This window comes from Providencia sp. PROV236, assembly GCF_033676985.1.
Lineage (GTDB): Bacteria > Pseudomonadota > Gammaproteobacteria > Enterobacterales > Enterobacteriaceae > Providencia > Providencia manganoxydans.
Genome location: NZ_CP096297.1, coordinates 1,188,903 through 1,215,149, shown reverse-complemented (window position 1 = coordinate 1,215,149; position 26,247 = coordinate 1,188,903). Strand labels below are relative to the sequence as shown.

11 protein-coding genes are annotated in these 26,247 nt (G+C 35.6%); 3 read left to right on the top strand and 8 right to left on the bottom strand.

From position 1 onward, the window contains the following. Nucleotides 1–125 precede the first annotated feature (125 nt). Complete coding sequence (locus tag M1E96_RS05230) at nucleotides 126–1,313, top strand: efflux RND transporter periplasmic adaptor subunit (protein WP_070925182.1); 1,188 nt, start codon at nucleotides 126–128, stop codon at nucleotides 1,311–1,313. 15 nt (nucleotides 1,314–1,328) lie between these two features. Then, a complete protein-coding gene (locus M1E96_RS05225) occupies nucleotides 1,329–4,490 on the top strand; it encodes an efflux RND transporter permease subunit (RefSeq protein WP_070925183.1) in 3,162 nt (1,053 codons plus the stop codon). A 71-nt stretch (nucleotides 4,491–4,561) separates the two neighbouring features. On the opposite strand, the gene M1E96_RS05220 is transcribed toward M1E96_RS05225, so the two are convergent. Further along, a complete protein-coding gene (locus tag M1E96_RS05220; RefSeq protein ID WP_319066327.1) occupies nucleotides 4,562–10,963 on the bottom strand; it encodes a TcdA/TcdB pore-forming domain-containing protein in 6,402 nt (2,133 codons plus the stop codon). Nucleotides 10,964–11,156: 193 nt separating this feature from the next. Next, nucleotides 11,157–17,273, bottom strand: coding sequence for a TcdA/TcdB pore-forming domain-containing protein (locus tag M1E96_RS05215; RefSeq protein ID WP_369427405.1), 6,117 nt, complete (start codon nucleotides 17,271–17,273; stop codon nucleotides 11,157–11,159). Between the two features lie 486 nt (nucleotides 17,274–17,759). Here M1E96_RS05215 and M1E96_RS05210 point away from each other — a divergent pair, with 486 nt between their 5' ends. Further along, entirely contained in the window at nucleotides 17,760–18,698 is a 939-nt protein-coding gene (locus M1E96_RS05210) for a filamentous hemagglutinin N-terminal domain-containing protein (protein ID WP_319066330.1), read from the top strand. Nucleotides 18,699–18,817: 119 nt separating this feature from the next. On the opposite strand, the gene M1E96_RS05205 is transcribed toward M1E96_RS05210, so the two are convergent. From M1E96_RS05205 to mazG, 6 genes are all read right to left on the bottom strand, one after another. After that, entirely contained in the window at nucleotides 18,818–20,203 is a 1,386-nt protein-coding gene (locus M1E96_RS05205) for a DASS family sodium-coupled anion symporter (RefSeq protein WP_272580221.1), read from the bottom strand. A gap of 251 nt (nucleotides 20,204–20,454) precedes the next feature. After that, nucleotides 20,455–21,756 carry a phosphopyruvate hydratase gene (gene eno, locus M1E96_RS05200; protein ID WP_070925187.1) on the bottom strand — a complete coding sequence of 434 codons (1,302 nt, stop codon included), beginning with the start codon at nucleotides 21,754–21,756 and terminating at the stop codon, nucleotides 20,455–20,457. A 62-nt stretch (nucleotides 21,757–21,818) separates the two neighbouring features. Then, nucleotides 21,819–23,456 (bottom strand): glutamine hydrolyzing CTP synthase, encoded by a 1,638-nt coding sequence (gene pyrG / locus M1E96_RS05195; RefSeq protein ID WP_070925188.1) that lies wholly within the window; start codon nucleotides 23,454–23,456, stop codon nucleotides 21,819–21,821. Between the two features lie 779 nt (nucleotides 23,457–24,235). Beyond that, on the bottom strand, nucleotides 24,236–24,688 hold the full coding sequence (locus M1E96_RS05190; protein ID WP_319066334.1) for a hypothetical protein: 453 nt from the start codon (nucleotides 24,686–24,688) through the stop codon (nucleotides 24,236–24,238). A 135-nt stretch (nucleotides 24,689–24,823) separates the two neighbouring features. Beyond that, complete coding sequence (locus M1E96_RS05185; RefSeq protein ID WP_319066336.1) at nucleotides 24,824–25,081, bottom strand: hypothetical protein; 258 nt, start codon at nucleotides 25,079–25,081, stop codon at nucleotides 24,824–24,826. 350 nt (nucleotides 25,082–25,431) lie between these two features. After that, complete coding sequence (mazG, locus tag M1E96_RS05180) at nucleotides 25,432–26,226, bottom strand: nucleoside triphosphate pyrophosphohydrolase (protein ID WP_319066338.1); 795 nt, start codon at nucleotides 26,224–26,226, stop codon at nucleotides 25,432–25,434. Nucleotides 26,227–26,247 lie beyond the last annotated feature (21 nt).

Here is a 26,247-nt window from a genome sequence, read left to right as displayed (position 1 = left end):
ATCTACAAAGCTGATTTACATACAATAGTGTATGTTTGTACTATAGCATAGTGAAAAATCTTATTGTTTACCATTTTTCTTATTTTGTATTGTACTCATAATTATTGATTAATTGAGGTTAACTTATGCGAAAAAACAGAGGGGTGTTACCTCTGGCTCTGTTGGTTCTTTCAGGTGGCTTAGCTTTATCAGGTTGTAACGATGAACAGAAAGGTGGCGGTGAACGCCCGGCGCCTGAAGTAGGAATTGTTACGCTTAAAGCCGAACCTCTGACTATCAAGACCGAATTACCGGGTCGTACATCTGCATTCCGTATTGCAGAAGTTCGCCCACAGGTAAGTGGCATTATACTCAAACGCAACTATAAAGAAGGTAGCGATGTTGAAGCCGGGACGTCTTTATATCAGATAGATCCAGCGCCTTTCCAAGCCACTTTTGATAGTGCTAAAGCGGAACTTGCTAAAGCGCAAGCCAACGCCAATTTAGCGGGTTTGACAGTTAAACGCTACAAACCACTCTTAGGTACTAACTATATTAGTCAGCAAGAATATGACCAAGCCACATCAACTTATGCGCAAGCTTTAGCTGCTGTTAAAGCCGCAGAAGCGGCTGTTGAAACGGCTCGTATTAACTTGAACTATACCAAAGTCACCGCGCCAATCAGTGGTCGTACGGGTAAATCAAATGTCACCGAAGGTGCATTGGTTTCTACTGGCCAAACTACTGAGTTAATGCGAGTTCAGCAACTTGATCCTATTTATGTTGATGTAACCCAATCCAGTGAGGATTTCTTACGTTTACGCAATGAAATAGAAAAAGGTGCTCTACAAAAAGAGCCGGGCAAAGCCCCTGTTAGCTTAGTCATTAATAATGGCCAAGAGTATGCTCAAAAAGGTGCTCTGGAATTTTCTGACGTTACTGTTGATGAGACAACAGGCTCAATCACAATGCGTGCGATCTTCCCGAACCCTAATAAAGAACTGATGCCAGGCATGTTCGTGCGCGCTATCTTAGAAGATGGTGTGAGAGAAAACGCAATTTTGGTTCCTCAACAAGGTTTATCTCGTACCCCACAAGGTGACTCTCAAGTCATGGTTGTTGGTGCAGAGAATAAAGTTGAAGTCAGAAAAGTGAAAGCTGCACAGGCTGTTGGCAACAAATGGCTGGTAACTGATGGCTTGCAAGATGGCGATCGCGTCATTGTGATTGGTCTGCAAAAAATCAAACCAGGTATTACTGTTGTACCTAAAGAAGCTAATTTAGAAACGCAATCTATAGACAATCAGGCACAACCTGAACAAAAGTCTAAATAAGGGAGCGGTTGATTAATGCCTAAGTTTTTTATAGATAGACCAATTTTTGCATGGGTAATCGCAATTATTACTATGCTTGCTGGTCTGCTGGCAATTATCAAGTTACCTGTAGCTCAGTACCCAACCATTGCGCCGCCATCCGTATCTATTTCGGCTAACTATCCGGGCGCGGATGCATCGACGGTACAGAATACAGTGACTCAGGTTATCGAACAAAACATGAACGGTATCGATAACTTGGTGTATATGTCATCAACCAGTGATTCATCAGGCTCCGCCAGTATCATGCTGACTTTTGAAGCAGGTACTGATGGTGATATCGCACAGGTTCAAGTTCAAAACAAACTACAACTCGCGATGCCATTGCTGCCACAAGAAGTTCAGCAACAAGGTATCAGCGTTGATAAATCTACCAGTTCATTCTTAATGGTAGCGGGTTTCGTTTCTGCCGATAACTCAATGGGACAATATGATATTGCCGACTATGTAGGCTCCAATATCAAAGATCCACTGAGTCGAGTTAACGGTGTTGGTGAAACCCAGTTGTTTGGTACGCAATACGCGATGCGTATCTGGTTAAAACCAGAGCAACTCGTGAAGTACAACATGACAACAACCGATGTTATCAATGCAATTAAAGTGCAAAACAACCAAGTTGCAGCGGGTCAATTAGGTGGTACACCGCCTGTTGACGGCCAGCGTTTAAACGTCTCAATCATTGCACAGACACGTTTAAACAATCCTGAGGAATTTGCCAATATCCTGTTACGTGTGAATCAGGATGGTTCTCAGGTTCGTTTAAAAGATCTGGCAACTGTTGAGCTTGGCGCTGAAAACTACAGTACTATTGCCCGATTTAACGGTAAGCCTGCTGCGGGTATCGGTATTAAACTAGCAACCGGTGCTAACGCATTGGATACGGCTAACAACGTCCGTGCGGCATTGGCGGGTATGGAGCCTTTCTTCCCTGAAGGGTTAGAAATCGTTTATCCATATGATACAACACCATTCGTTAAGATTTCGATTAACGAAGTAGTTAAAACACTGGTTGAAGCTATCATGTTGGTTGTCGTGGTGATGTATCTGTTCTTACAGAACATTCGCGCAACCTTGATACCCACTATCGCGGTACCTGTCGTCTTGCTAGGAACGTTTGCGATCCTCGCCGCATTTGGGTACTCGATAAACACCTTAACCATGTTTGCGATGGTACTTGCCATCGGTCTTCTTGTGGATGACGCCATCGTTGTAGTGGAAAACGTTGAACGTGTTATGCAAGAAGAGGGCTTACCACCAAAAGAAGCAACCAAGAAGTCCATGGGACAAATTCAAGGTGCATTGGTGGGGATTGCGATGGTTCTGTCTGCGGTATTTATCCCAATGGCCTTCTTTGGTGGCTCAACAGGGGCAATTTACCGTCAGTTCTCGATCACCATCGTATCGGCAATGATCTTGTCAGTACTTGTTGCCATGATCTTGACTCCTGCACTTTGTGCCACCATGTTGAAGCCTATCGAAAAAGGCAGCCATGGTAGCCAAAAAGGGTTCTTTGGTTGGTTTAACCGTACCTTTGAAAAACAAGCTCACCACTATACTGATAGTGTTAGCCGTATGCTGAATGGTACAGGCCGTTACTTGATCATCTATTTGATCTTAGTGGCTGGCATGGCATTAATGTTTATTCGTCTCCCCTCTTCCTTCTTACCCGAAGAAGACCAAGGGGTATTCTTAGCGATGGTTCAATTACCACCGGGATCAACGCAAGAGCAAACACAAGCCGTATTGGATGAAGTTAACACTTACTTCCATACAGACGAAAAACGTAATGTAGAATCAGTATTTACCGTTGGTGGCTTTAGCTTCGCAGGTCAAGGCCAAAACATGGGTCTGGCGTTCGTCGTGTTGAAAAACTGGAGCGAACGTAAAGGCGATGAAAACCACGTTGAGGCAATTGTTCAACGTGCCAATATCGCTTTGTCACAAAAACAAGAGGCAATGATATATGCCTTTAACCTGCCAGCCATTGTCGAGCTAGGTACAGCGAACGGTTTCGACTTTGAATTGGTAGACCAAGGTAACTTGGGGCATGACGCTTTAATGGCAGCACGTAACCAATTACTTGGTTTAGCGGCACAACACCCTGAAATGTTGCAAGGGGTTCGTCCTAACGGTCAAGATGATACATCGCAGTATCGTATCTACATTGACCAACAAAAAGCGCAAGCACAAGGTGTTGCTATCGCCGATATCAACGCAACATTAAGCTCGGTATTTGGTGGAACCTATGTAAACGACTTTATCGACCGTGGTCGTGTGAAGAAAGTTTACGTTCAAGGTGATGCAGAAAGCCGTATGTTACCATCAGATATCAGCGCGCTATACGTTCGTAACGCCCAAGGCAACATGGTACCGTTCTCCGCGTTCTTGGATGAATCACAAGATCCGTGGAAATATGGCTCACCACGTTTAGAACGTTATAACGGTGTTCCGTCAATGAACATTCAAGGCCAAGCTGCACCAGGACAGAGTACTGGTGATGCAATGCTGATGATGGAACAATTAACAACAGAAAACTTACCGAAAGGTATCGGTTACGAATGGACGGGTATGTCATATCAAGAACGTCTATCTGGTAACCAAGCACCGGCTCTGTATGCTATTTCATTAATCGTCGTCTTCTTATGTTTGGCGGCATTGTATGAAAGCTGGTCTGTGCCATTCTCTGTTATGTTAGTTGTACCACTGGGTATTATCGGTGCGTTACTATTTACCTCAGTGCGTGGGCTTTCAAACGACGTATACTTTAAGGTGGGCCTCTTAACAACCATTGGTTTATCGGCGAAAAACGCAATCTTGATTGTTGAATTCGCCAAAGACTTGATGGAAAAAGAAGGCAAAGGACTCGTCGAAGCAACACTTAACGCAGTTAAGATGCGTTTACGACCAATCCTGATGACATCTCTAGCCTTTATGTTAGGTGTTATCCCACTGGTATTTAGTAATGGTGCAGGTTCTGCGGCACAAAACTCCGTTGGTACAGGTGTACTCGGTGGTATGTTTGCAGCGACCTCTTTGGCTATCTTCTTCGTTCCGGTATTCTTTGTGGTGATCCGTCGCCGCTTTAATAAGAAATCGGATGATATAGAGCATAGTCAACCACCGGCAAAAACTGAATAATCAGTTGAAATAAAATCATAGTTAAGGGTCACAGATAATTGTGGCCCTTTTTATTTTATAGTGATTATGAACTAATGGGTCTCTTGAATAGCTAAAACTGCATCATTTGCTAGTGGTTTCACCATTCGGTTATTCAAAAGCGAGCTTGATAAGCCACTATTTCTCATTTGGCTTATTTGCTCAGATAATACAGAATAGCTTTTTGATTTATTTTGATATGCATTACTAGAAGATTGTGCGACTAGTAATGTTAGTATCGCCACCGAAAGGTTTTTATCTCTAAAGAAATCAGCCATAAACTCTGCATGCAAATTATATACGTTATCATTGATTCTAATTTCAAAATGACGATAATATTCATATTTCGAGCTATATATTCCCATTAAAATAAGAGAAGTTTTATTCTCAATATCAAACACCACTAAATCATCACCACTGCGTTTAATAAAAAGTTTATCAAGACCATCATCAATGGATAGATCGATATAATCTACTTCTTTATATACAGCATAATTATCAATAATAATCGAATCATACTGTTGCCAATCTTGATAATTAAATTTATAAATATCAATGCCTTCTCCACCACTTACTGTAAGATGTTTCACATCACCTATTTTGTTGACATGAAGAAAATCATCATAGTTAGTTCCATTGATAACTAAAGAAGATCCTAATGTATATTTATTTCTAACTTCGTAATCATTAGATACTGGGTGATAAATAACTCCATTATTTTCCATTATCAATAATAGCCCTCCATCAACTAATTTAACGTCTTTGAATATTAAATTAGGATAGATTATGGTAGCCTCTGGTAAAAAATGAGTATCTTCAATCATAACAAGAGACTCACCAAACGCTCCCTCTAATTCGTTATACTGCACTGCCTTTTGATAATGTAATTTACCTGTTATTGTATCAAGAATATATCCGCCTTGATAATCATCAGAAAAACCGACAAAGTTTAACTTATGTGAAGATGCTAAGGATTTGGCAATAATTGTTTTTCCTTTAAAATACCATGCAGGAACTAAGTTACTATGAAGATCTTTAAGCCCCAATAATGCTATAGGATGGGTGAGATCTGTATAGTACTGCTCTAATTTCATCCACCAAGTCATATTATTGCTTGTATTTTTAAGCCATGTTTTATTAAAAGCCACTAAATGCATACTTCCATCGGCATAAATTTGTTCAATACCACCAAATTCTCCAATAAGTAATAGCTTACCATTATCTTGAATAACATTATCAATAAATGGAATATCTGCAATTATTTTAGCTGTAGGTACATTATCATCCAGTTTATCTTGTCCCAAACCTTCCTGACGGTAAACCTTATTTTCTTTTTTACTAAAAAAGAAAAATATTTCATTGCCTGTATCATCAATTAAGCTTCCTCCTAGTTTTACATCATCAGGAGGAGTCCATTTTTTATTATTTATAATATTATTTGGTGAGTGAATACTAGATTCAATATTTGGTTTTATCAGTGTATTAGAACTCATCCTTAACCAATAACGACGATTAATTCCATTACTATCTTTTCCATCAATTTCTAATACATCATCATTATAAATAGAGTCAAGTACATTATTTTTTTCAGTAACGGTGAGCTCATCTGATGGGTGATAAAGTAAATAATCGATAAATTTAAATTTATCAGGAAGGTTTTCAGTTGCTGTATTCGCCAAATTGTCAAGCAAATAAGAATTATTTGTTAACCTGTTAAGTAAAAGAGTTTTTTCATATGGTGTAAATCTAGCAATAACCTCTTTATCTCTAATTTTAATACTAGCTTCAATAAAGATTAGGTCATTTCTTTTCCATATATAATTTACTATTGCTGTGTCATTATTTACTTTTATTTTTGAAAAATCATAAGTTCCTTTAATTTTCCCACTATTAATATCAACATACCAAGCTAATGTCTTATCATCAGAAATAAAATAGGCATAATCGTTATCGACTAACGAGAGCACACCTGAACGATATTGCTTACCATATGCCTCAGTGAATATCATTCTTTTATGTTTAGTATCATAATAAGAGCGACCGACATTTTTATGATTATGCTGATAATTGTGAACAACAATATAGGGAGTATCAATAAAGTTTTTACTCTCTAATTGATTAAAGTATTGTTCGAATGATAGTCTTTTTTTTAATCTTGTTACTTTTGAATTGAATGCTATTTCCTCATCCAATTCATCTCCACTATCATCTTGCCATTGACTGGCATCAGTTGCCTGCATAGTTAACTTTGAATTAGCTAAATTATATTGATATAGCTCATGCATTTTATTAACAATAGTTATTACTCCAGTTTTACCTAACTCATCAATATAAATAGGTACTCCATCAATTTCTATTCTATTGTTATAAAAATCAAACCTATCTCCATCGACGAAACTTGCATCAATAATCCATTTTGAGCATTCATCATTTACAGCTTCATCTTGTAATCTCAGAGCGGCTCCATGATTAATATTAATTCTATAAGATCCTCCATACCCTTTGATAAAATGAAGTAATTTATTTCTATATTCTTCAGGTATATTTGGCACAATTAAATGAGCATCTTTTTTATCTAAAAGAATACTCATCGTTGTATATTCATATTCAAAATGTAACTTTGTAATAATTTTTTCAGAAAGCGCATGATAAAAATCAAAATAAAACTGATACTTCCACTCCATATTTCTAAGAATTGAAAAACCGTTATCATCACGTGAGGTCGCTCCAGCAAGAGAACCATATTCATAATCAATATATGATTTAGGAACAACGGGCAATACCACGATACCAAATAACGTTTTATCAAATTGTTGTTTGGTATGAGTAACGCCAACTGCTTCTCTTACATTAATCGCTTTATCTTTACTGGTGTCACTACCAGGGTTAGATCCAAAGTCAGTAATAATATTTCGAGGAAAAAATGCCTCTCCAGTCCATATAACCCCCTCTTTGCCACGATAAATATATTGGCTATCAAGTAGCAGCTCCCCATTACGGAAATTAATCGATTTATAGACAACATTATCGGAGGGAAGTATCAATTTTCTATCTGTATCGTAAATTAAATGTGCATTTTCATATGATCGCTTTAAAGTGGCAAAATATGCACCGACTGAGGCTGCCTCCTGTGCATGTTGAGCATTTATCTTAACTAATTCAGTTATACCGATACCTATCCCCATAAGAGGAACAGCTAAAGGCCCAAAAACACCTTGAAGACTTTCAATTGCAGCTATTGAGGCACCATACTCAACAACACTGGTAGCTAAAATTGTAGTATCAAATATTAATTGGGTAGCATACACTTCTCTTTGAGGCTCATTTTCTGCATTAGCTAATTCATAAATATCTAATCCAACCGATGCAACTTGAAGAACAACGGCTAATTTCTCTCCAGCACTCCGAGCTAACGATGCTGAAAAGCTTTCCATGGCTTCTTTTTCAAGTGTATTTCCTTGCTTCCACAAAGAATGTACTAACTTTGTCACTTTAACAGTATCACTTACTGTGCCATGGGCGATCATGGCATAATTTACATAGCTGTGAATTTTAAGAGCCACTTTTAAATTTAATGACCCACCATAAGCCATTTCATTTCTATTTTTATTCGATATATACTGAAAGAGTGTTTGAAGAGCCATACCTGCATTAATTCCATCAATATGCTCTATATTACTAACATGAGTTTCTCGCTGAAATTCTCCATTTTCAAATGAATAGATTTTTTTAAAAGATTGTAATTTATTATTATAATACTCTTTGAATTCAATAAATGTTTTATCTGTGGTTTCGACCCATCGAGTATTTAATGTATCTTCCTGAGAAATAAATTGAATTCTATATTTTTCATCACTGACAGCTTCTATATTAGAAAAATTTGGAAGCCACTTATCATATAGCAAATATCCAACCGTTGTCGGATCGTTATCTCTGTATTGAGTAGATATTAATATATTATAAGCATCAGAGACCCTCTTTCCCCATTGCTCAGCTTTTAAAAGCTCTAATGATGAACGTATTTGTAAATCCTTAGTAATATTATTTTGTTGTTCGATAAAATGGTTTAATTCTTTTTGTTGACTCGCTATCATATATAAATCAGCGTTATTTGATAAATCGCTGACTTTAATACCATTGCCAATTGATACTTCACCCATAGCTTCAGTGTTGATCGAGATTAACTCAAACGTTGGTATCGATTTTGAACCTAACGCTTTATACGTTGAAGCCATTTTATTTTTTATAAAAAACTCATTCAGTGCAGAAAAAAGATGCTCAACATTATCATAGCCTAGATTAATGAAGTTAGGGTCATAAAAATGATAACTTACATTGTCTTCATTAACTGTTTTTCCTATTAACATCGCATGTGTTCTAGTAACCAAAGCATACATCTCTGTAGAACTGGCTTCAATAAGCTTAGAGTGTATTTCATTTAAATTAAATTGCCCATGGGAGCTAGATGCTTGTACCGCATCAACATTCGAATGAAGATTTTTTAATGATGTTTTTAATAAAATAGAGTTTTCTTCTGTAGGCGCTCCTGCCGCTAAAAATAATTTATTTAAAAGAACATTTGCATCTACTCGCCCCTTGTTAGCAAGTGCAACAGCCATCGCTCTTACCAATGGATAACATCGTCCTCCAGAATTATCCCCCATTAAAGGTAAATAAAAATCCTGAGGTGCCAGATGAGTATAAATCGCACCATGTCGTTGAAATAATATATTCACCTTAGCACTCAACTTTAATATATTATCAATATATTCTTTTGCTAGAGAATCCTCAATATGATGATAAAGTGCACCGCGTTCTTTTATGCTTAAATTATTATTTAAATACAATGATTTCATTTCGGTGGAAGTCATACCATCACTGAAGCCAGTAATGACTATTTCTTTATATTTTTCATTTCCCTCATTAAATTCCACATTATTATTTCTGATATGCGCACGCACAGCGAGATCGTATCGCCTATCAATCGATATATTACCTAACCCACTTCCTAGTGCCTCTACATCAACTTGAACAACGGACTCAAAGCCTTGCTTATTTTTAATTTGTAACCATAGCCAACTACGTTCAACTGACTTTGCTTCACTTAATACAGAATTAATTTCATTCAATAAAAATCGCTGTGTATTAGTATCATGAACTCTTTCTATATGAGATTTAATTTGATTAATTAAATTTAGCCAAGGTTCAATTGCTTGATGTGTTAAGGAAAAATCACCGTCAACGTAATGACTATCAACAATATTATTTGTGTTAATTTCGTAGCGAGATGCTAATTCTTTTAATTTATTGTGAACTTGTTCCCTATACCTTAAAAATTTTTGTAGATTATTTTCAGTCCATTGTTCATCTGCATATAGTATACTTATTGATGCTTCATTTCCTCTTAATACAGGGATCACTCCTGTACGCGTAACCTTATACTCTTGCCTTTGTAGTATTAACTGCCATTGCCCATTCTTAAAGTGCATATAAGCCATTCCAAGGCCTTCATCAGTACCTGAAATTTGGTAATCGCGGTAATCAAAAGCCATCATCACGTTGTCGTAAAGCAGCGAACTATTTACACGACCATCATGATAAACCCGATAAGTTGTATCATTTAATTTAGTCACGACCACAGAACACCCAGTTAAAGAGCCCGTAAAAACAAAGCTATTCTCCGCAGCAATGATTGGAATATCGATATAAGCTGGATTTTTAGCTGATTGATTTGCTCCGTTGTAGCCTAAAAAATAACTATCAACACTTAAGTTTTCATTTTGAACTAAAGGATGATAAACATATTCAATCGCATAACTATGGGGATCTATTTTCACCAATTGGGCACGGCCCTGAGTAGGGAGGCGCCCCATTTTTGTCATGCTATCACCACTAATTGCATTCTTACTCATGAATGCCAAAGGATCCATGTTGAACTGCTGGATATCTTGACTTGCTTGACCATTTCTTAGCACTAAGCTCCTCCCTAGTGCTGACTTTATATTAAGCTCATCCCGAGCTTGTAATGCCAATATACGCTCATTCATACTATCGGCTTTTGTTTTTAATATGTATTTAAATTGCCTATCAACCAAATAATTAGCCAATAGTTTTTGAATTAATATAAAGGTTATAATCCCTCCTCTAGACAGCCCTTGTACCCCAATATGAATATTTCGCCCTAACTCTTTGCTGACCTCAACCTTACCAGCAAATAACTTCCTATTTTCATCATTAGTATTTTGATTTTTAAACCATTTATTATAATAAACAAATGATTCACCCAACCTTTCTATATCTTTTTTTAGTCTATTTTGTTTATTTGTTATTTTTATAAAATAGCTATAGCCATTAGAATTACTCCACTTATTCATATCATAAAGTGTATTTTTAATATCAATAAAATCATCCCCCATTAATTTCAAGATGAATAAATGGCAGTTTTTCTTTTGCATATGTTCCCCTTATAACCAACAATGTGTTAATTAATAAAAATAATATCAAAATAATAATAAAACAATTAAATTTTAAAATAAAAGTTATTCCTATAATTATTTATTAAAAAACTGCCATCATATTACAAAAAATTATAGTTTTATAAAAAGCTATTTATTAATGTATTTCAATAAACATAGACCACAGATAAATCTACTTACTGTAAGTATTAAAGAAATCTAATGCTCTAATGTTTTCTCTTGTGTTTACATTATCCATTACATTACTGAATGATTTATCATCATATATTAAACTCATTCTTTCACGGAGTAAATTTGTTCTACTTCGTGATCTTAAGCTTACTCTTGAATCTGGAGCTATAGTTTGTTCTGTATTTAAATTTAATCCTGAGCTTTGACTTGAGATTGGATTTACATGTAAATCTACATATATAGAGTCATTTTCATCTCTTATCATATAAAAAGAAATTGGTAGCTCTTGCCCATCCAAACAATTTATAATTGTGCCTACATCTAAGTAAAAGGAATAACCTTCAACTTTAATTTTAAAATGTCGGTATGATTCTGCCTGCGAACCAAATACTCTACGTAAGATAATCAATGTATCATTTACAACATCCGAAATAATTATATCATCCCCTTTCCTTTCAAATAATAAATCATCGAAACAATCCTTAATCGGTAAAATAATTTCATCTATTTCTTTATCTGTGGAAAAATTATCAATAATAATAGCTTTATATTTCACCCAATCATCAGGTTTAAGTTGATATATATCCCTTCCTTCACCAGCACTTAATATAATATATTCAACATCTGATACCCTAGTTGGGATAATTATATCATTACCCTCAGTTCCCATAATTAATAAAGAAGAACCCAGTTTACTTCCTTGATTATTAACATCACTACTAGACATGGGATGATAAATAATTTCATTATTTTTAGTTATCATCATTAGTCCATCACCAAAACTTTTAATATTCTTAAATTGCAAATCTTCATAAATAGGTACGCTTTTAGGTAAATACTGAACTGTTTCTATTATTGAAGGAGTATTACCTATGCTTTTATTTATTGAATCATTATTGGTAATTTCTTGGTAAAATAACTTACCTGTTGTGATATCAAAAATATAAGCTCCATTATTTTCTTTATCAATCCCTAAAAATTCTAACTGATGTGATGATGATAAAGTATGAGCAATAATTATTTTCCCTTTAAAATACCATGCTGGTAATTTTACCTCTCCATATTTTAATCCTAATAATGTTATCAAAATTTCCGCTTCTTTATAATTTTTATCTAATCTTGACCACCAAGAAAGCTCCCCTTCTTTAAAATTAAGCCATTTATTATTAACACCAACTATTTGACTACCGCCATCAATATTTAACTGTTTTACTTCACCCTGTTTATTAACAATAAGAATATTTCCATACAATGTGGTAGCATATTCAATCTCATTTAATCCTTGTATTATTTTAGCTGTTGGATTACCATTTTCTATAATATCTTGACCCAGCCCTTCCTGCCTATAAATTTTATCTTCACATCGGCTGTAAAAGAAAAACACCTCCATTCCGCTGCTAGAAAACAATCTGCCGATAAACATTAAATCATTTGGTGGAGTCCATTGTATTATATTGCCAGTACGATCGCTATGAGTATAAAATGATGCTTCTAGATTTGGTTTAATCAAAGTTTTACTATCAGTACGTAGCCAATAACGACGATTAATCCCTTCACTATCTTTCCCATCTATTGTCATTAATTTTGCATTTTTGATTTGTACATCATGATAAATACCACTCACTGCTCGCAAAGAGCCCTGATCGCCCCCTAATAAAGTAGATATTGACTGAATATCATCCTCTACATTACTAGTAGCGGTAAGAGCTATTTTATCTATTAATGCTATATTATTTGAGACCGATAACAATTCAAGTTCATAACCTATAATTTGATATTCACTAATAATTTCCAAATTATCTCTTTGAGAACTAATTTTTATCAGTACACATTCATTTTCTTTCCATAGAGAAATTACTTTTGATGTAGAATCCCACAAACTAAAGTTATCATAAGTAGCACTTATATTTCCATTTTCAATATTAACTCTCCAAATCATTAATGTATTTGGAGAAAAGAAATAAGCATGTGGACCATCAACAGCACCCAATATTGACGAGTGATAGTTCTCATTTGAAGAGTTAGTAAATATTATTCGGTTATTAGCGACTTCATAATAAGCTAGTCCAACATTATATCCATCATGAAAATAATTATGTATAATAACAAATTCATTATTTAAATAGCTTTTATTTTTTATTGATGAAAAGTATTGTTCGGCAGTAATACCTACTCCCCATTGGCTAGCATCTGTAGCAACCATACTTAGTTTATTTTCAATTAAGTTTACTTGATATAACTCATTTTTTTTATTAATTATTAAAAGTTGTGAGTTTTTATTTAGTTCATCAATATAAATATTTACCCAATCTATTGTCAGTCGATCATCTAATAACTGTATATCAGAACCATTTACAAAACTTGTATCAATAATCCACTTTGATACTTTTTTATCTTCGGTATCATCCTGCAAAGATAATGACGCACCATAATTAATGTTAATTCTGTATTCACCACCATATCCTTTTACTACATGAAGCAATTTATTTTTCCAAGGCTCAGGTATATTCGGAACAATTAAATGTCGATTATTCTCATCTAAAATAATTTCTATAGATGTATAAATATATTCATGTTTTAATTTTGTGATAATTTTATGATAAGCACCATGGAAAAAATCAAAATCAAAGCGATATTTATGTTCCATGTCTCTAAGGATATCAAATCCTGTATCATGACGATAACTAGAAAAAGCAAGACTACCATATTCATAATCAATATACGATTTAGGAACAATAGGCAAGATCATTGTATCTGTTTGGCTTGGATCAAACCTAATGATCGTCATATCAGCGCCTACTGCTTCTCGAATATTAATTGCTTCATCTTTATTAATTATTGAACTAGGATTAGACCCCCAAATACTAATATAATCTTCATCACCGCTACCATTTAGACCATACTTGCTACGATAAATATATTGGCTGTCGAGTACAAAATATTCCCAGCGAAAATTAATCCTCTTATATACAATATAATCTGTGGGTAATATCCATTTTTTTTCAGGATCATAGGCTAACTTAGCATTTTTATACCCATTTTTTAGATGATAAAAATAATTACCAACCTGAGCTGCCTCTTCTGCATGTAGGGCATTAATCTTAACAAGTTCAATAATACCAATACCCACCCCAAAAATAGGTATAGATAAAGGTTCAACTAGCTCTGCAATATTTTCCGCTCCTAATATAGATATACCAGATTCAAGACTTATTACTGAGTCAAAAGCTAATTGTGTTCCAAAAACAGATCGTTCCGCTTCATTTTGCGCATTAGCCAACTCATAAATATCTAGCCCAATCAATGTTTCTTGAAAAATTCTTCCAATGCTTTCATTTGCTGTTTTCATTAATGCTGATGAGAATTTCTCAAATTTTATTTTTTCAATTTCATTTTCCTCTCTCAGCAAGGTATGCACTAACTGAGAGATCCTAGCTGAGTCATGAATCTCGCCTTGCACCATCGTAGCATAGCTGATATAACTATGAATTCTTAAAGCAGTATTAAGATTCGATGAACTTTTATTATCTATATCCCCACTGTTATCTTTCATATCTTCTAATAATGCATAAAAAGCCATTCCCGCATTCATACCATTTATTTGTTCTATACCACTTATATTAGCGCCAGCCTGAAACTCCCAGTTATTAAATGAATAATTACTTTGAAACATTTGCATATTTTTAGCGAAGTAGTTTCTAAAGTCATTAAATGTTTTATCTGATGTTTCTATCCAACAATCACTAACTTCTTGGCTCCTATTAATAAACTGAATACGATATTTTCCATCCGCCAATATTTCTATATTTGAAAAGTTAGCTATCCACTGTTCATTTAAGTTATTGAGTTGTGTTATTTCATTATAAGAGTGATTAATCTTATCCTTCCATTGCTCTGCTTGTAAAATATGTAAAGAAGCTTGTATCTGTAAGTCTTTTAAAACATTATCCTTACTTTCAATAAAATCACTCACATACTTACGATGAGTAATAACATCATTTAATTCATTTTTATTTGATAAATCTGTTACCGTTAATCCTCCACCGATAGGTACATTAGCCATTTCAGATGTATTTATTGATATAAGTTCAAAGATAGGTTGCTGTTCTGAACCTAGAGCAAGATAGATTGTTCCCATCTTGTCTTTTACCATAAAATCATTTAATGAAGAAAATAATTTATCAATACTATCAAATTCAAAAATACCAAAGTTAGGATCATAAAAATAATAATAGGTATTCCCATCATGTATATTTTTTCCAAGTAGCATTGCATGTGTAGTAGTATTAAGAGCGTACATTTTTTCTATATCATCTCGACCCAACTCGCTCTTTATTTCATCTAAGTTAAGACGACCAAGAGATTCAGAAGCTTGCGTTGCATAAATATTTGAATGAAGCTTTTTTAATGCATCCTTTAACAAAATAGAGTTATCAGTCGTTGATAATGCAGCTGCTAAAAATATTTTATCTAGTAGTGTATTAGCACCTTTTAGACCATCTTTCGTCAAGGCAACGGCCATAGCCCTTACTAAAGGGTAACAACGCCCTCCAGATCTATCCCCCATTAATGGCAAATAAAAATCTTGCGGTGCTAATCGACTATTAATACTTCCATGATGTTGAAACAGCTCATTAGTTTTAGATGTTAATTTCAACACGTGCATATTGTGCTCAAGTGCAACTTTATCTTCAATTTTCTGATATAATGCACCTCTCTCACTCATACTCAACTCAGAATTTAAATAAACAGATTTCATTGCTAATGAGCTCATATCCTCATTAACATTTTGAATAGAAACACTGTCAGAATTTTTAATTCCTTGATTAAATTCATGATTACCAGATATAACATTTTCATGAACCATTAAATCATAACGTTTATTTATTTCTATATTTGATGTTCCTTGCCCAATAGCCTCATCTTTATCCTGAACAACTGCACTAAATCCATTTTTATTTTTAATCTGTAGCCATAACCAGCTTTGTTCTACAGAACTAACTTCTGTTAACACTGATAAATAGTTTCTTCTATAATATTCAATAGCCTTTTCTTTACCTTCGATTATCTTGATACCTAAATCAATTCTAGCATTATCCTCTTCACTTCTTCTATTTTTCCACTTTATTTTATCTAATTCATCTTTAACTTTAATAATCTGATTATTAATGTGTTGAATTTTTTCTTCATAACGTTTATTTATTTCATTTTTAAAATTTAACCAGGGTAGAATAGCTGGATGAGTTAATGAGAATTCGCCATCAACATAAGTGCCATCGCTGATATCCTCTTCTTCAACACCAAAATAAAATGCAACCTGCTTTAGCTTTTGATGAACTTCTTCTCGATAGGTTGAAAATATTTGTTGATGATTTTCAACCCACTGAGGATCTGGGGAGAATGTACTTACTATTGTTTTATTAGTATTTAATCTGAAAGTTGGCATCCCATCAATGATTTCATGTTCCTGACGTTGTATGACTAATTGCCATTGTTTATCTTGAAATCGCATATAAGCCATTCCCAAAGCATCGTCTGAGCTAGAAACTTGATAATCACGGTAATCAATTGCCATCACGACATTATCATATAATAAAGAGCTATTAGCCCGACCATCATGATAAACCCGATATGTCGTCTCATTAAGCTTAGTCACCACTATCGATCCTCCGGTTAGCGAACCAGTAAATAAGAAGCTATTTTCTGCTGCATTAATTGGAATATCGACATAAGCGGGTGTTTTAGCTGATTGAACAGCACCATTATACCCTAAAAAATATGCATCAATGCTTAATTGATCACTTAACCTCGATGGATTATAAACAAATTCAATATCATAATGATCAGGCTCTACTTCAACAAATTGGGCACGACCATGTGCAGGTAATTGCCCTAATCTTGAGATATAATCGCTTCTCATTACATGTGTTCTAGTAAATTTCAATGGGTTAGCAGAAAATACTTGAACAGCAGCGCTAGCAATGCCATTCTTTAAAGGAATCGTGCTTGTCAAACCTGTTTTTAATTGATGATCTAGTAAAGTTTTGACGATTAAATATATAACCTCATTACATTTTTCTCGGGTATTAATCATTAAACGATAATTATTACTTCGCATTTAATATATCCTTATAATAAACACTTATGAAATAAAAAAACAATTTGAAATATTAATTAAAATAGAATTTCAACCTAGCAACAATAATCATTAAAATATCTCAAGTCAATAATTTGATTGCCAACACTAAATAATGAAAATTTATTTAATACAAAAAACAAATTAAATTAAAAACATTGTTTTTAAAATCAATCATCAGTTAATCATAAAAAATTTTCATCCAGAGTATAAAGTTCAATTTTAAATATATATACTTTAAATAATTCGATAGGCAGGTAAGCGACAAGTCAAGATAGTCGTGGAGCATAGATAAATGTTGTGAATTGACAAGCGTATCGTAGTCAACACCTTTGCACCTTGAAGTATGTAGAGTATAAAACATTTTATTTATTAAGCCATTAATAAATATTAGAAAACCAAAATTAATAGATTTGATATTACAATTAAAGATAAGAATAAATTTCCTTCACAACATGGAGTGTTATCATGAAATATACATTTAATTTCATTTATCTACTAACCTTAGTTTTAATTGGAAATTCAGCAGTTGCAACAATATCTCCTGATATCAATCAAGTGAAAGTGATTAATATTGTCGAGCCTCTTGATAATCATATTTCATTTAATAGTTTTGAAACACTCTCATCTAATGAACATGGTTTAATTTTTAATAATGATATAAATGATAATCAAGCACTAGGCGGAAAAGCAGCTAAGTTGATATTAGCTGAAGTCACAGGAAATGAAGCAACTAACCTGAAAGGTGTGTTAGGGATAAAAGGCCAAATAGCTAATCTAGTGATAGCTAACCCTAATGGGATCACATGGAATAATGGTTCTGTAAGTAATATAAGCAGCTTATCGCTAGTCGCAGGGAATTTTGAAAGGCAATTTATTAAAGATAAAACAGATCCAAGTAAACTTATTCCTAAACCATTAAAAGACTATACTCAATTAAAGTTTTCAGTGTCTCCTAATAGCCAAGTTACAATCAATCACACTCAAGCAACCCCCATTCAACTTGCTAAAATCAACATTTTTGCCGATCGTATCAAGCTACAAAATGCAGTCAATATTACATCAGCAGTCCAAAACTATCTGAGCTCCTCTGGCCATGCCTCATTATCTATCAATGAAGGTGCACTTCGCTCTGGTAGCAAATTTAAATCGACCGCAATGCACAGCCATGGAAGCCATTTTGAGTTAGGTGAAAATGCAAAGTTAATGGGTCGCTCAATCCTATTAGAAAGCCATCAGTATCAGTGCAAAGATAGTTTTATGTGCCCACAAAATAAAATTGATATTAAAGGGTTAATAGAGGCAATGAATTTTTCATTACAGGGAGATAGCCAACTTTCTGTCACTGGTAGAATACGATTAGGAAGTAATCAACAAACTTTAGTTGGGCAAAATATGACTGATTAATAAAAGTTAAAAACTCAACAACTCATATCTGTAGCGACAAAGTTTCTCATTAAATTTATCAAACAAACAGCAGCCTCAAAATAAGGCTGCTGCATTTTCTTATATTATCTGCTTATTAATTACATCCAGACGAACCAAGCAAACAATGAAATAACGATAATACACGCTACGTTTAATACGGCGCCAACACGTACCATCTCTATCTGCCTGATATAACCTGAACCAAATACAATCGCATTCGGTGGTGTGGCCACAGGTAACATAAAGGCACAGGATGCGCCAATACCAATAATCATAGTTAGAACCATAACTGGCATACCTAGCGCTTCAGCAACCGTCGCAAAAATAGGTACTAACAATGCAGCACTCGCTGTATTACTGGTAAACTCAGTTAAGATAATGATAAAAGTGGTGACAGCGAGTATAATGATAAACCAATGGCTTTGACCAAATGTCATTTGCATCCAGTCAGCCATGATCTTACTTGCGCCTGACGAGCTTAGTATTGCACTAAGGGTTAAGCCTCCGCCAAACAGCATCAATACGCCCCACTCGGTATTTTTCTGAATTTGCGCCCAGCTAGCAACACCTGTGACACCAATAAGTATTGCAGCACTCACCGCTATAATGGTATCGAGATCTTTAACACCGCCTAATGCTTCGCTGATAAACGTACTGGTGATCCAGCAAACTACTGCTAATAAGAAAATCACCATTGCTGTAATGCGCTTGCCATTCCATTTCACATGTTCTAATTCTAATTCAAAACGATGCTTCAAATTTGGACGTAGCATCATAAACATCAGAACAAACATCATAGGCAACAGCACCACCATAATTGGAATGCCATATTTCATCCATGATAAAAAGTCTAAGCCCAGTGCCGAAGCTGCGATCGCATTTGGTGGGCTACCCACGATAGTCCCTAAACCACCAATACTCGCACTGTATGCGACACCAAGTAAAACAAATACAAAGGTATTACGTTCATGACGCACATCTAAGTTAGAGAGGATCCCTAACACTAATGGAAGCATCATTGCAGCTGTTGCAGTATTACTAATCCACATTGATAGCAATGCCGTCACACCAAATAACAGTACAACGGCAACGGATAAGCGACCACGCGCAACCATTAATAAACGGTTAGCAATTAATCGATCAAGCCCTTGAATATGCAGAGCTGTTGCTAAAGCAAAACCGCCAAAGAATAAGAAAATGATGGGATTAGCAAATGACTTGAGGGCATCCCCTGTATTCATTAACCCAAGCCCAACCGCTAAGATTGGAATACATAATGCTGTGATAGTTACGTGTATTGCCTCTGTTAGCCAAAGCACGCCAATAAATACCATCATTGCTAAGCCTGCATTCGCTTTATCATCAAATGGCAGATACTTTAAAAGTAGAATTAGCAATACGATATCAATAGCTAAAATAACCCAGCCCTTTACATTAGATGGGGTTGGTCCTACAGCGGGTTTTAAGGATTCAGACGCATCCATATTTGTTCCCTCGGCTGATATTAGTGCTATGCACCTCAAGCTCTTGTTAAGATTTATTTACAGTGGAGGGAATATAAAGTTAATTGAATGAAATTCAAATGTAGATGATCTAATTTTGAGATCTGAAACGCGCAATTAAACTATTTTTTCATTTGAAATACAAAAAACTATCGATTTTATCGACTAAATTTAAGGTAAAAAAATGGAGAGCCTAGGCTCTCCATTTCAATAAAAACTTAACATAAGTTAAATTATGCTTGGCCTTTAACTTCTTTCAGACCTTTAAATGGCGCACGGTCACCCAGCGCTTCTTCAATACGGATCAGTTGATTATACTTAGCAACACGGTCAGAACGGCTCATTGAACCCGTTTTGATTTGACCCGCAGCTGTACCCACTGCTAAATCAGCGATAGTTGCATCTTCAGTTTCGCCTGAACGGTGAGAAATAACCGCGGTATAACCAGCATCTTTCGCCATTTTGATTGCAGCTAAGGTTTCAGTCAAAGAACCAATTTGGTTGAATTTGATCAGAATAGAGTTAGCGATACCTTTGTCGATACCCTCTTTCAGGATCTTGGTGTTAGTTACAAATAAGTCGTCACCAACCAGTTGGATTTTGTCCCCAAGAACTTTCGTTTGGTATGCGAAACCATCCCAATCAGATTCATTCAGGCCATCTTCAATAGAAACAATTGGATATTCTTTAGTTAAGCCTTCTAAATAGTGAGTGAACTCTTCAGAAGTGAAAGTTTTACCTTCGCCTTTCAGCTCATAGTTGCCAGTTTCTTTGTTGTAGAACTCAGAAGCAGCACAATCCATTGCCAAAGTAACATCTTTACCTAAAACATAACCTGCTTGTTCAACCGCTTCTTTGATAGCAGCCAGTGCAGCAGCGTTAGATTCTAAGTTAGGCGCATAACCACCTTCATCACCAACAGCTGTATTCATACCTTTAGATTTCAGTACTTTTGCTAGGTGATGGAAAATTTCAGAACCCATACGAACAGCTTCTTTCAGGGTAGGCGCACCGACAGGCTGGATCATGAATTCTTGGATATCAACGTTGTTATCAGCGTGTTCACCACCATTGATGATATTCATCATTGGCAGAGGCATTGAATATTGGCCGTGAGTACCATTCAGATCAGAAATATGCTCATAAAGAGGCATACCTTTTGCCGCCGCAGCAGCTTTAGCATTTGCTAAAGACACAGCAAGGATCGCGTTCGCACCAAATTTAGATTTGTTATCAGTACCATCTAGATCAATCATGATCTTATCGATAGTCGCTTGGTCTTTGGCATTTTGACCAATCAGCGCTTCTGCGATTGGGCCATTAACTGCACCAACAGCTTTTAGAACGCCTTTGCCCAGAAAACGTGATTTATCACCATCACGCAGTTCTAGTGCTTCACGAGAACCTGTAGATGCACCTGATGGCGCAGCAGCTAAACCAACGAAGCCACCTTCTAAATGAACTTCAGCTTCTACAGTTGGGTTACCACGAGAATCAATGATTTCACGACCGATCACTTTAACGATTTTGGACATTAGGTTTTCCTCAGTACAAGTTAAATTGTGGGAGGTAGGCCATTAACCTACCTCGCCATATCTTATTTCAACTCACCTTTCTGGTAGCTACCAGCGGCTTTAACAAAACCTTCAAACAACGGATGACCATCTCTTGGTGTTGAAGTGAATTCAGGGTGGAACTGGCACGCCACAAACCAAGGATGATTTGGGTTTTCAATGATTTCGACCAGTTTATTATCTACTGAACGACCAGCAACTTTTAAGCCAGCCTCTTCAATACGTTTTAACAGTAGATTATTCACTTCATAACGATGACGATGACGTTCAACAATAGTTTCTTCGCCATACATACCACGAACCAAACTGTCTTTAACTAAATGACATGGTTGGCCACCAACACGCATGGTTCCACCGAGATCGCTCTCTTCAGAACGGACTTCAAGGTTACCCTCTTCATCGCGCCACTCAGTAATTAATGCAACAACTGGATATTTACAATTCGCATCAAATTCAGTTGAGTTTGCCCCTTCCATATTGGCAACATTACGTGCAAATTCAATCAGAGCAACTTGCATACCTAAACAAATACCTAAATAAGGCACTTTGTTCTCGCGTGCATAGCGCGCAGTCATGATCTTGCCTTCGATACCACGTTCACCAAAACCGCCCGGAACAAGAATGGCATCTAAGCCTTTTAGCAGATCAACACCACGAGTTTCAACATCTTGTGAATCAATGAGCTTGATATTAACGCTCAATCGATTTTTCAAACCACCGTGTTTCAGCGCTTCAATGACTGATTTATAAGCATCAGGTAATTCAACATACTTGCCAACCATACCGATAGTGACTTCGCCAGTAGGGTTTGCTTCTTCATAGATCACCTGCTCCCACTCAGCCAAGTTAGCTTCGCGGCAATCTAAGTTGAAACGCTTGCAGATGTATTCATCCAAGCCTTGTGATTTCAACATACCAGGGATTTTATAGATAGAATCGACATCTTTCAGTGAAATAACTGCTTTCTCAGGTACATTACAGAACAATGCAATTTTTGCACGCTCATTTGCAGGGATCACACGATCTGAACGGCAAATCAACACATCAGGCTGAATACCGATAGAGAGCAATTCTTTAACTGAATGCTGAGTTGGCTTAGTTTTCACTTCACCCGCAGCTGCCAAATATGGCACAAGGGTCAAATGTAGATACAAAGTACGTTCACGACCAACTTCCGCCGCCATTTGACGAATCGCTTCTAAGAATGGCAGTGATTCGATATCACCGACTGTTCCGCCAACTTCAACGAGAACAACATCATGACCTTCACCACCACGGATGATGCGGTCTTTGATTTCATTAGTGATATGAGGGATAACTTGAATTGTTGCGCCTAAATAGTCGCCACGACGCTCTTTACGCAGAACTTCTGAATACACACGGCCTGTGGTGAAGTTATTGCGACGCGTCATCTTAGTACGGATAAAGCGCTCATAATGACCTAAATCCAAGTCAGTTTCAGCGCCGTCTTCTGTTACGAAAACTTCCCCGTGTTGGGTTGGGCTCATAGTCCCCGGATCGACGTTAATGTACGGATCCAGTTTCATAATGGTAACATTGAGTCCACGGGCTTCGAGTATAGCCGCCAGAGAGGCTGCGGCAATGCCTTTACCCAGAGAGGATACGACCCCGCCGGTCACAAAAATATAATTAGTTTTCATGCTGAACCTGAAAGTTTAGGTTTAAAAGATGATGGATATAACAGGACGGGAAAGCAGTATACCCGAACCTTAATTTCGCTACAAACGATCTAAGCACGATAAGGTTAATTTTCATCTGTATCCCATTAATATCAGCAAGTTAAAAGAAAAAATATTTTTTAGCCCTCAGCTGGTTTGATTAACATCCAAGCATAAATATCGCTATCATTATGAACATTCAGCAAGTTAGGTAGATTTCAGTCCATAACTAAGTAACGTCACATTCAAAAGCAATTTAGCTTAAACTTAAAGGAAGTCGCATAGCCATATATCATTACTGAACCAGTATAATACATATTTCAGACTGGTGATTTTGTGTCAAAGTGCCTTCATGGCACTCAAAACAAACATTCCTGGCTGACTCTACACTCATCTATTCATCACTTAGATAGATTAGCATAGTTCTCAGAAAAGCTAAATCCTTTCAGCATTAAAGAAAGGGAATAATTATTGTTTTATATCAATCTAGTGAAACTTTGCTATTAAAAATTGAAAACAGTATCGTTATCACGGATTGTAAACCACGTTAATACTGTATTTTTCATATCAAAGATTAAATTGCATGCTGCATATTCAGGCTATGAGATCCAACTATTGAGTTGAAGATCAAAAACTCGATCGGCAGACTTTATCATTTCAGGACGATGGGCAACAAAAATGCGAGTAATTTTTAGAGAATTAATAGCTTCCGTTATTTTTGAAACTTCATCACAATAAATAGTCCACTTTCATTCATATAGCTAATTCTTAACATAAAGATCCCCCTTAGATAAATCCATAATAATAACTTTGTTGTTTAGATAACTCATACCTAATAATCCATCAAAATCGATCTCATCACTCGTGGCTGAAGGAACAATCATGGCTGGACTTTTTATAATTTCACCCTTTCTATTTTTCATGTAAAATTCAACTACTTTACAATCAGTATAGAGGAAATCAGGTGAAAAAGTATTACACCCTAATAATTTGACTCTATCAGGTAATTTGCCTTCAAAAAGAATCGAATGACTTGCCGCAGTATCTATAACAAAACGTAATGATTTTTTTTCAATCATAGTATTTATAACTAATCCTGATTTGGTTTTATTAACTGAATATAATGACCATGCATCAATATTTCTAGGTAAGGAATGTAAAATTTCAATTCTATTTTTTTCAAAATCCATCATAACAATTTGATTTTTAAACATCCCTAAACCTATTACCTCACTCTTAGGAAGTTCACCACCTATTGCTAATCCCCATGGTTTTAAATTGACGACCTCAAAATCACGAAAATATATATTAGAGATTTCTAATTGACTAATTTTTATAGAAGAAACTTTTTATTCCATTCCTGTAACATCAATAAATCGATGTACTTTTTCATCATTGATGTTATTTACATCATTATTTTTTAATTTATTAAAACTATCCAATTCTAAATGTAATCCAGAACTACTTCCTGTATCTAACATTAGTGTGTGTTTTTCATTTAAGAATACAACATCAACTAATGGAATACCTTTTTCATCATACCTTATATTCCAATATTTGTTGTTCTCGATAGCTGAACAACTCATAACATAAGATAATAATATCATAAGAAACTATTTCATTCGATACCCTCTATGCTTTTCTTATTTTCATTAATAAACAATAATATGTTAATTTCCCACAAATAAACCAATAGCTTTATACGCATTTTACAATGCATATATAATAAAAAACATTAAACCCTATAAAATACTTTTGAAATCAAAAAACTCGCTGCTCTTAAAAGACTTTAAAACGACATGTATTAATTAAAAAACTAATAAATTAAGCTAACATGTTAACTTAATTTATTAAATAACAATTAACTACAATCATAAGAAATCAATTTAAATTAGAAAACAATTTAATATCTATGATTATCTAAGTCGAATATAAGTGAATAACGAAAAAATAAACATTACTCAGCTAACTTAATCTGCTGCCAATGTTGCTCCATCTCTTCAAGTGTTGCCGTTTCAGTGGTTTTACCTTCTAGCGCCAGACGTGACTCGATTTGACGAAAACGCTTTTCAAACTTCTGGCAAGCCTTGTTCAGTGCCATTTCGGGTTTATGGCCTAGGTGTCGTGATAAATTCACAGTCGCGAACAGTAGGTCTCCGATTTCTTCTTCTAGGCGCTGTTCATCAACAACCACTTGAGTCGCTTCTTCCATCACCTCATCTAGCTCTTCGCGAACCTTATCGACCACAGGCCCCAGCGTATCCCAATCAAAACCCACTGACGCGCAACGTTTTTGAATTTTATAGGCTTTCATTAATGCGGGTAATGCACTAGGAATATCATCAAGCACAGAAAATTGTGCCTTTTGCGCACGTTCAACAGATTTACGCTTTTCCCATCCAGCTAACGCGGCATGACCATCAGGATGGTTTTCTGCATCAAAAATATGTGGATGACGATGTTCTAGCTTATCACTCACCGTTTGGCAAATTTCATCAAAATCAAATAATGACTGTTCTTTAGCCATTTGTGCATAAAATACGACTTGAAATAGCAGATCACCTAATTCCCCTTTTAAATCACTGAAATCCTCACGCTCAATGGCATCGATCACCTCATAGGTTTCTTCTAAGGTATAGGGAGCGATAGTTTTGAAGGTTTGTTGTGTATCCCATGGGCAACCCGTTTCTGGGTCGCGTAGCTTGGCCATAATTTCCAGTAAACGTTCAATTGGTGGCGTTGTTGAATTCATATTTTAACCTTTTAAGCATAA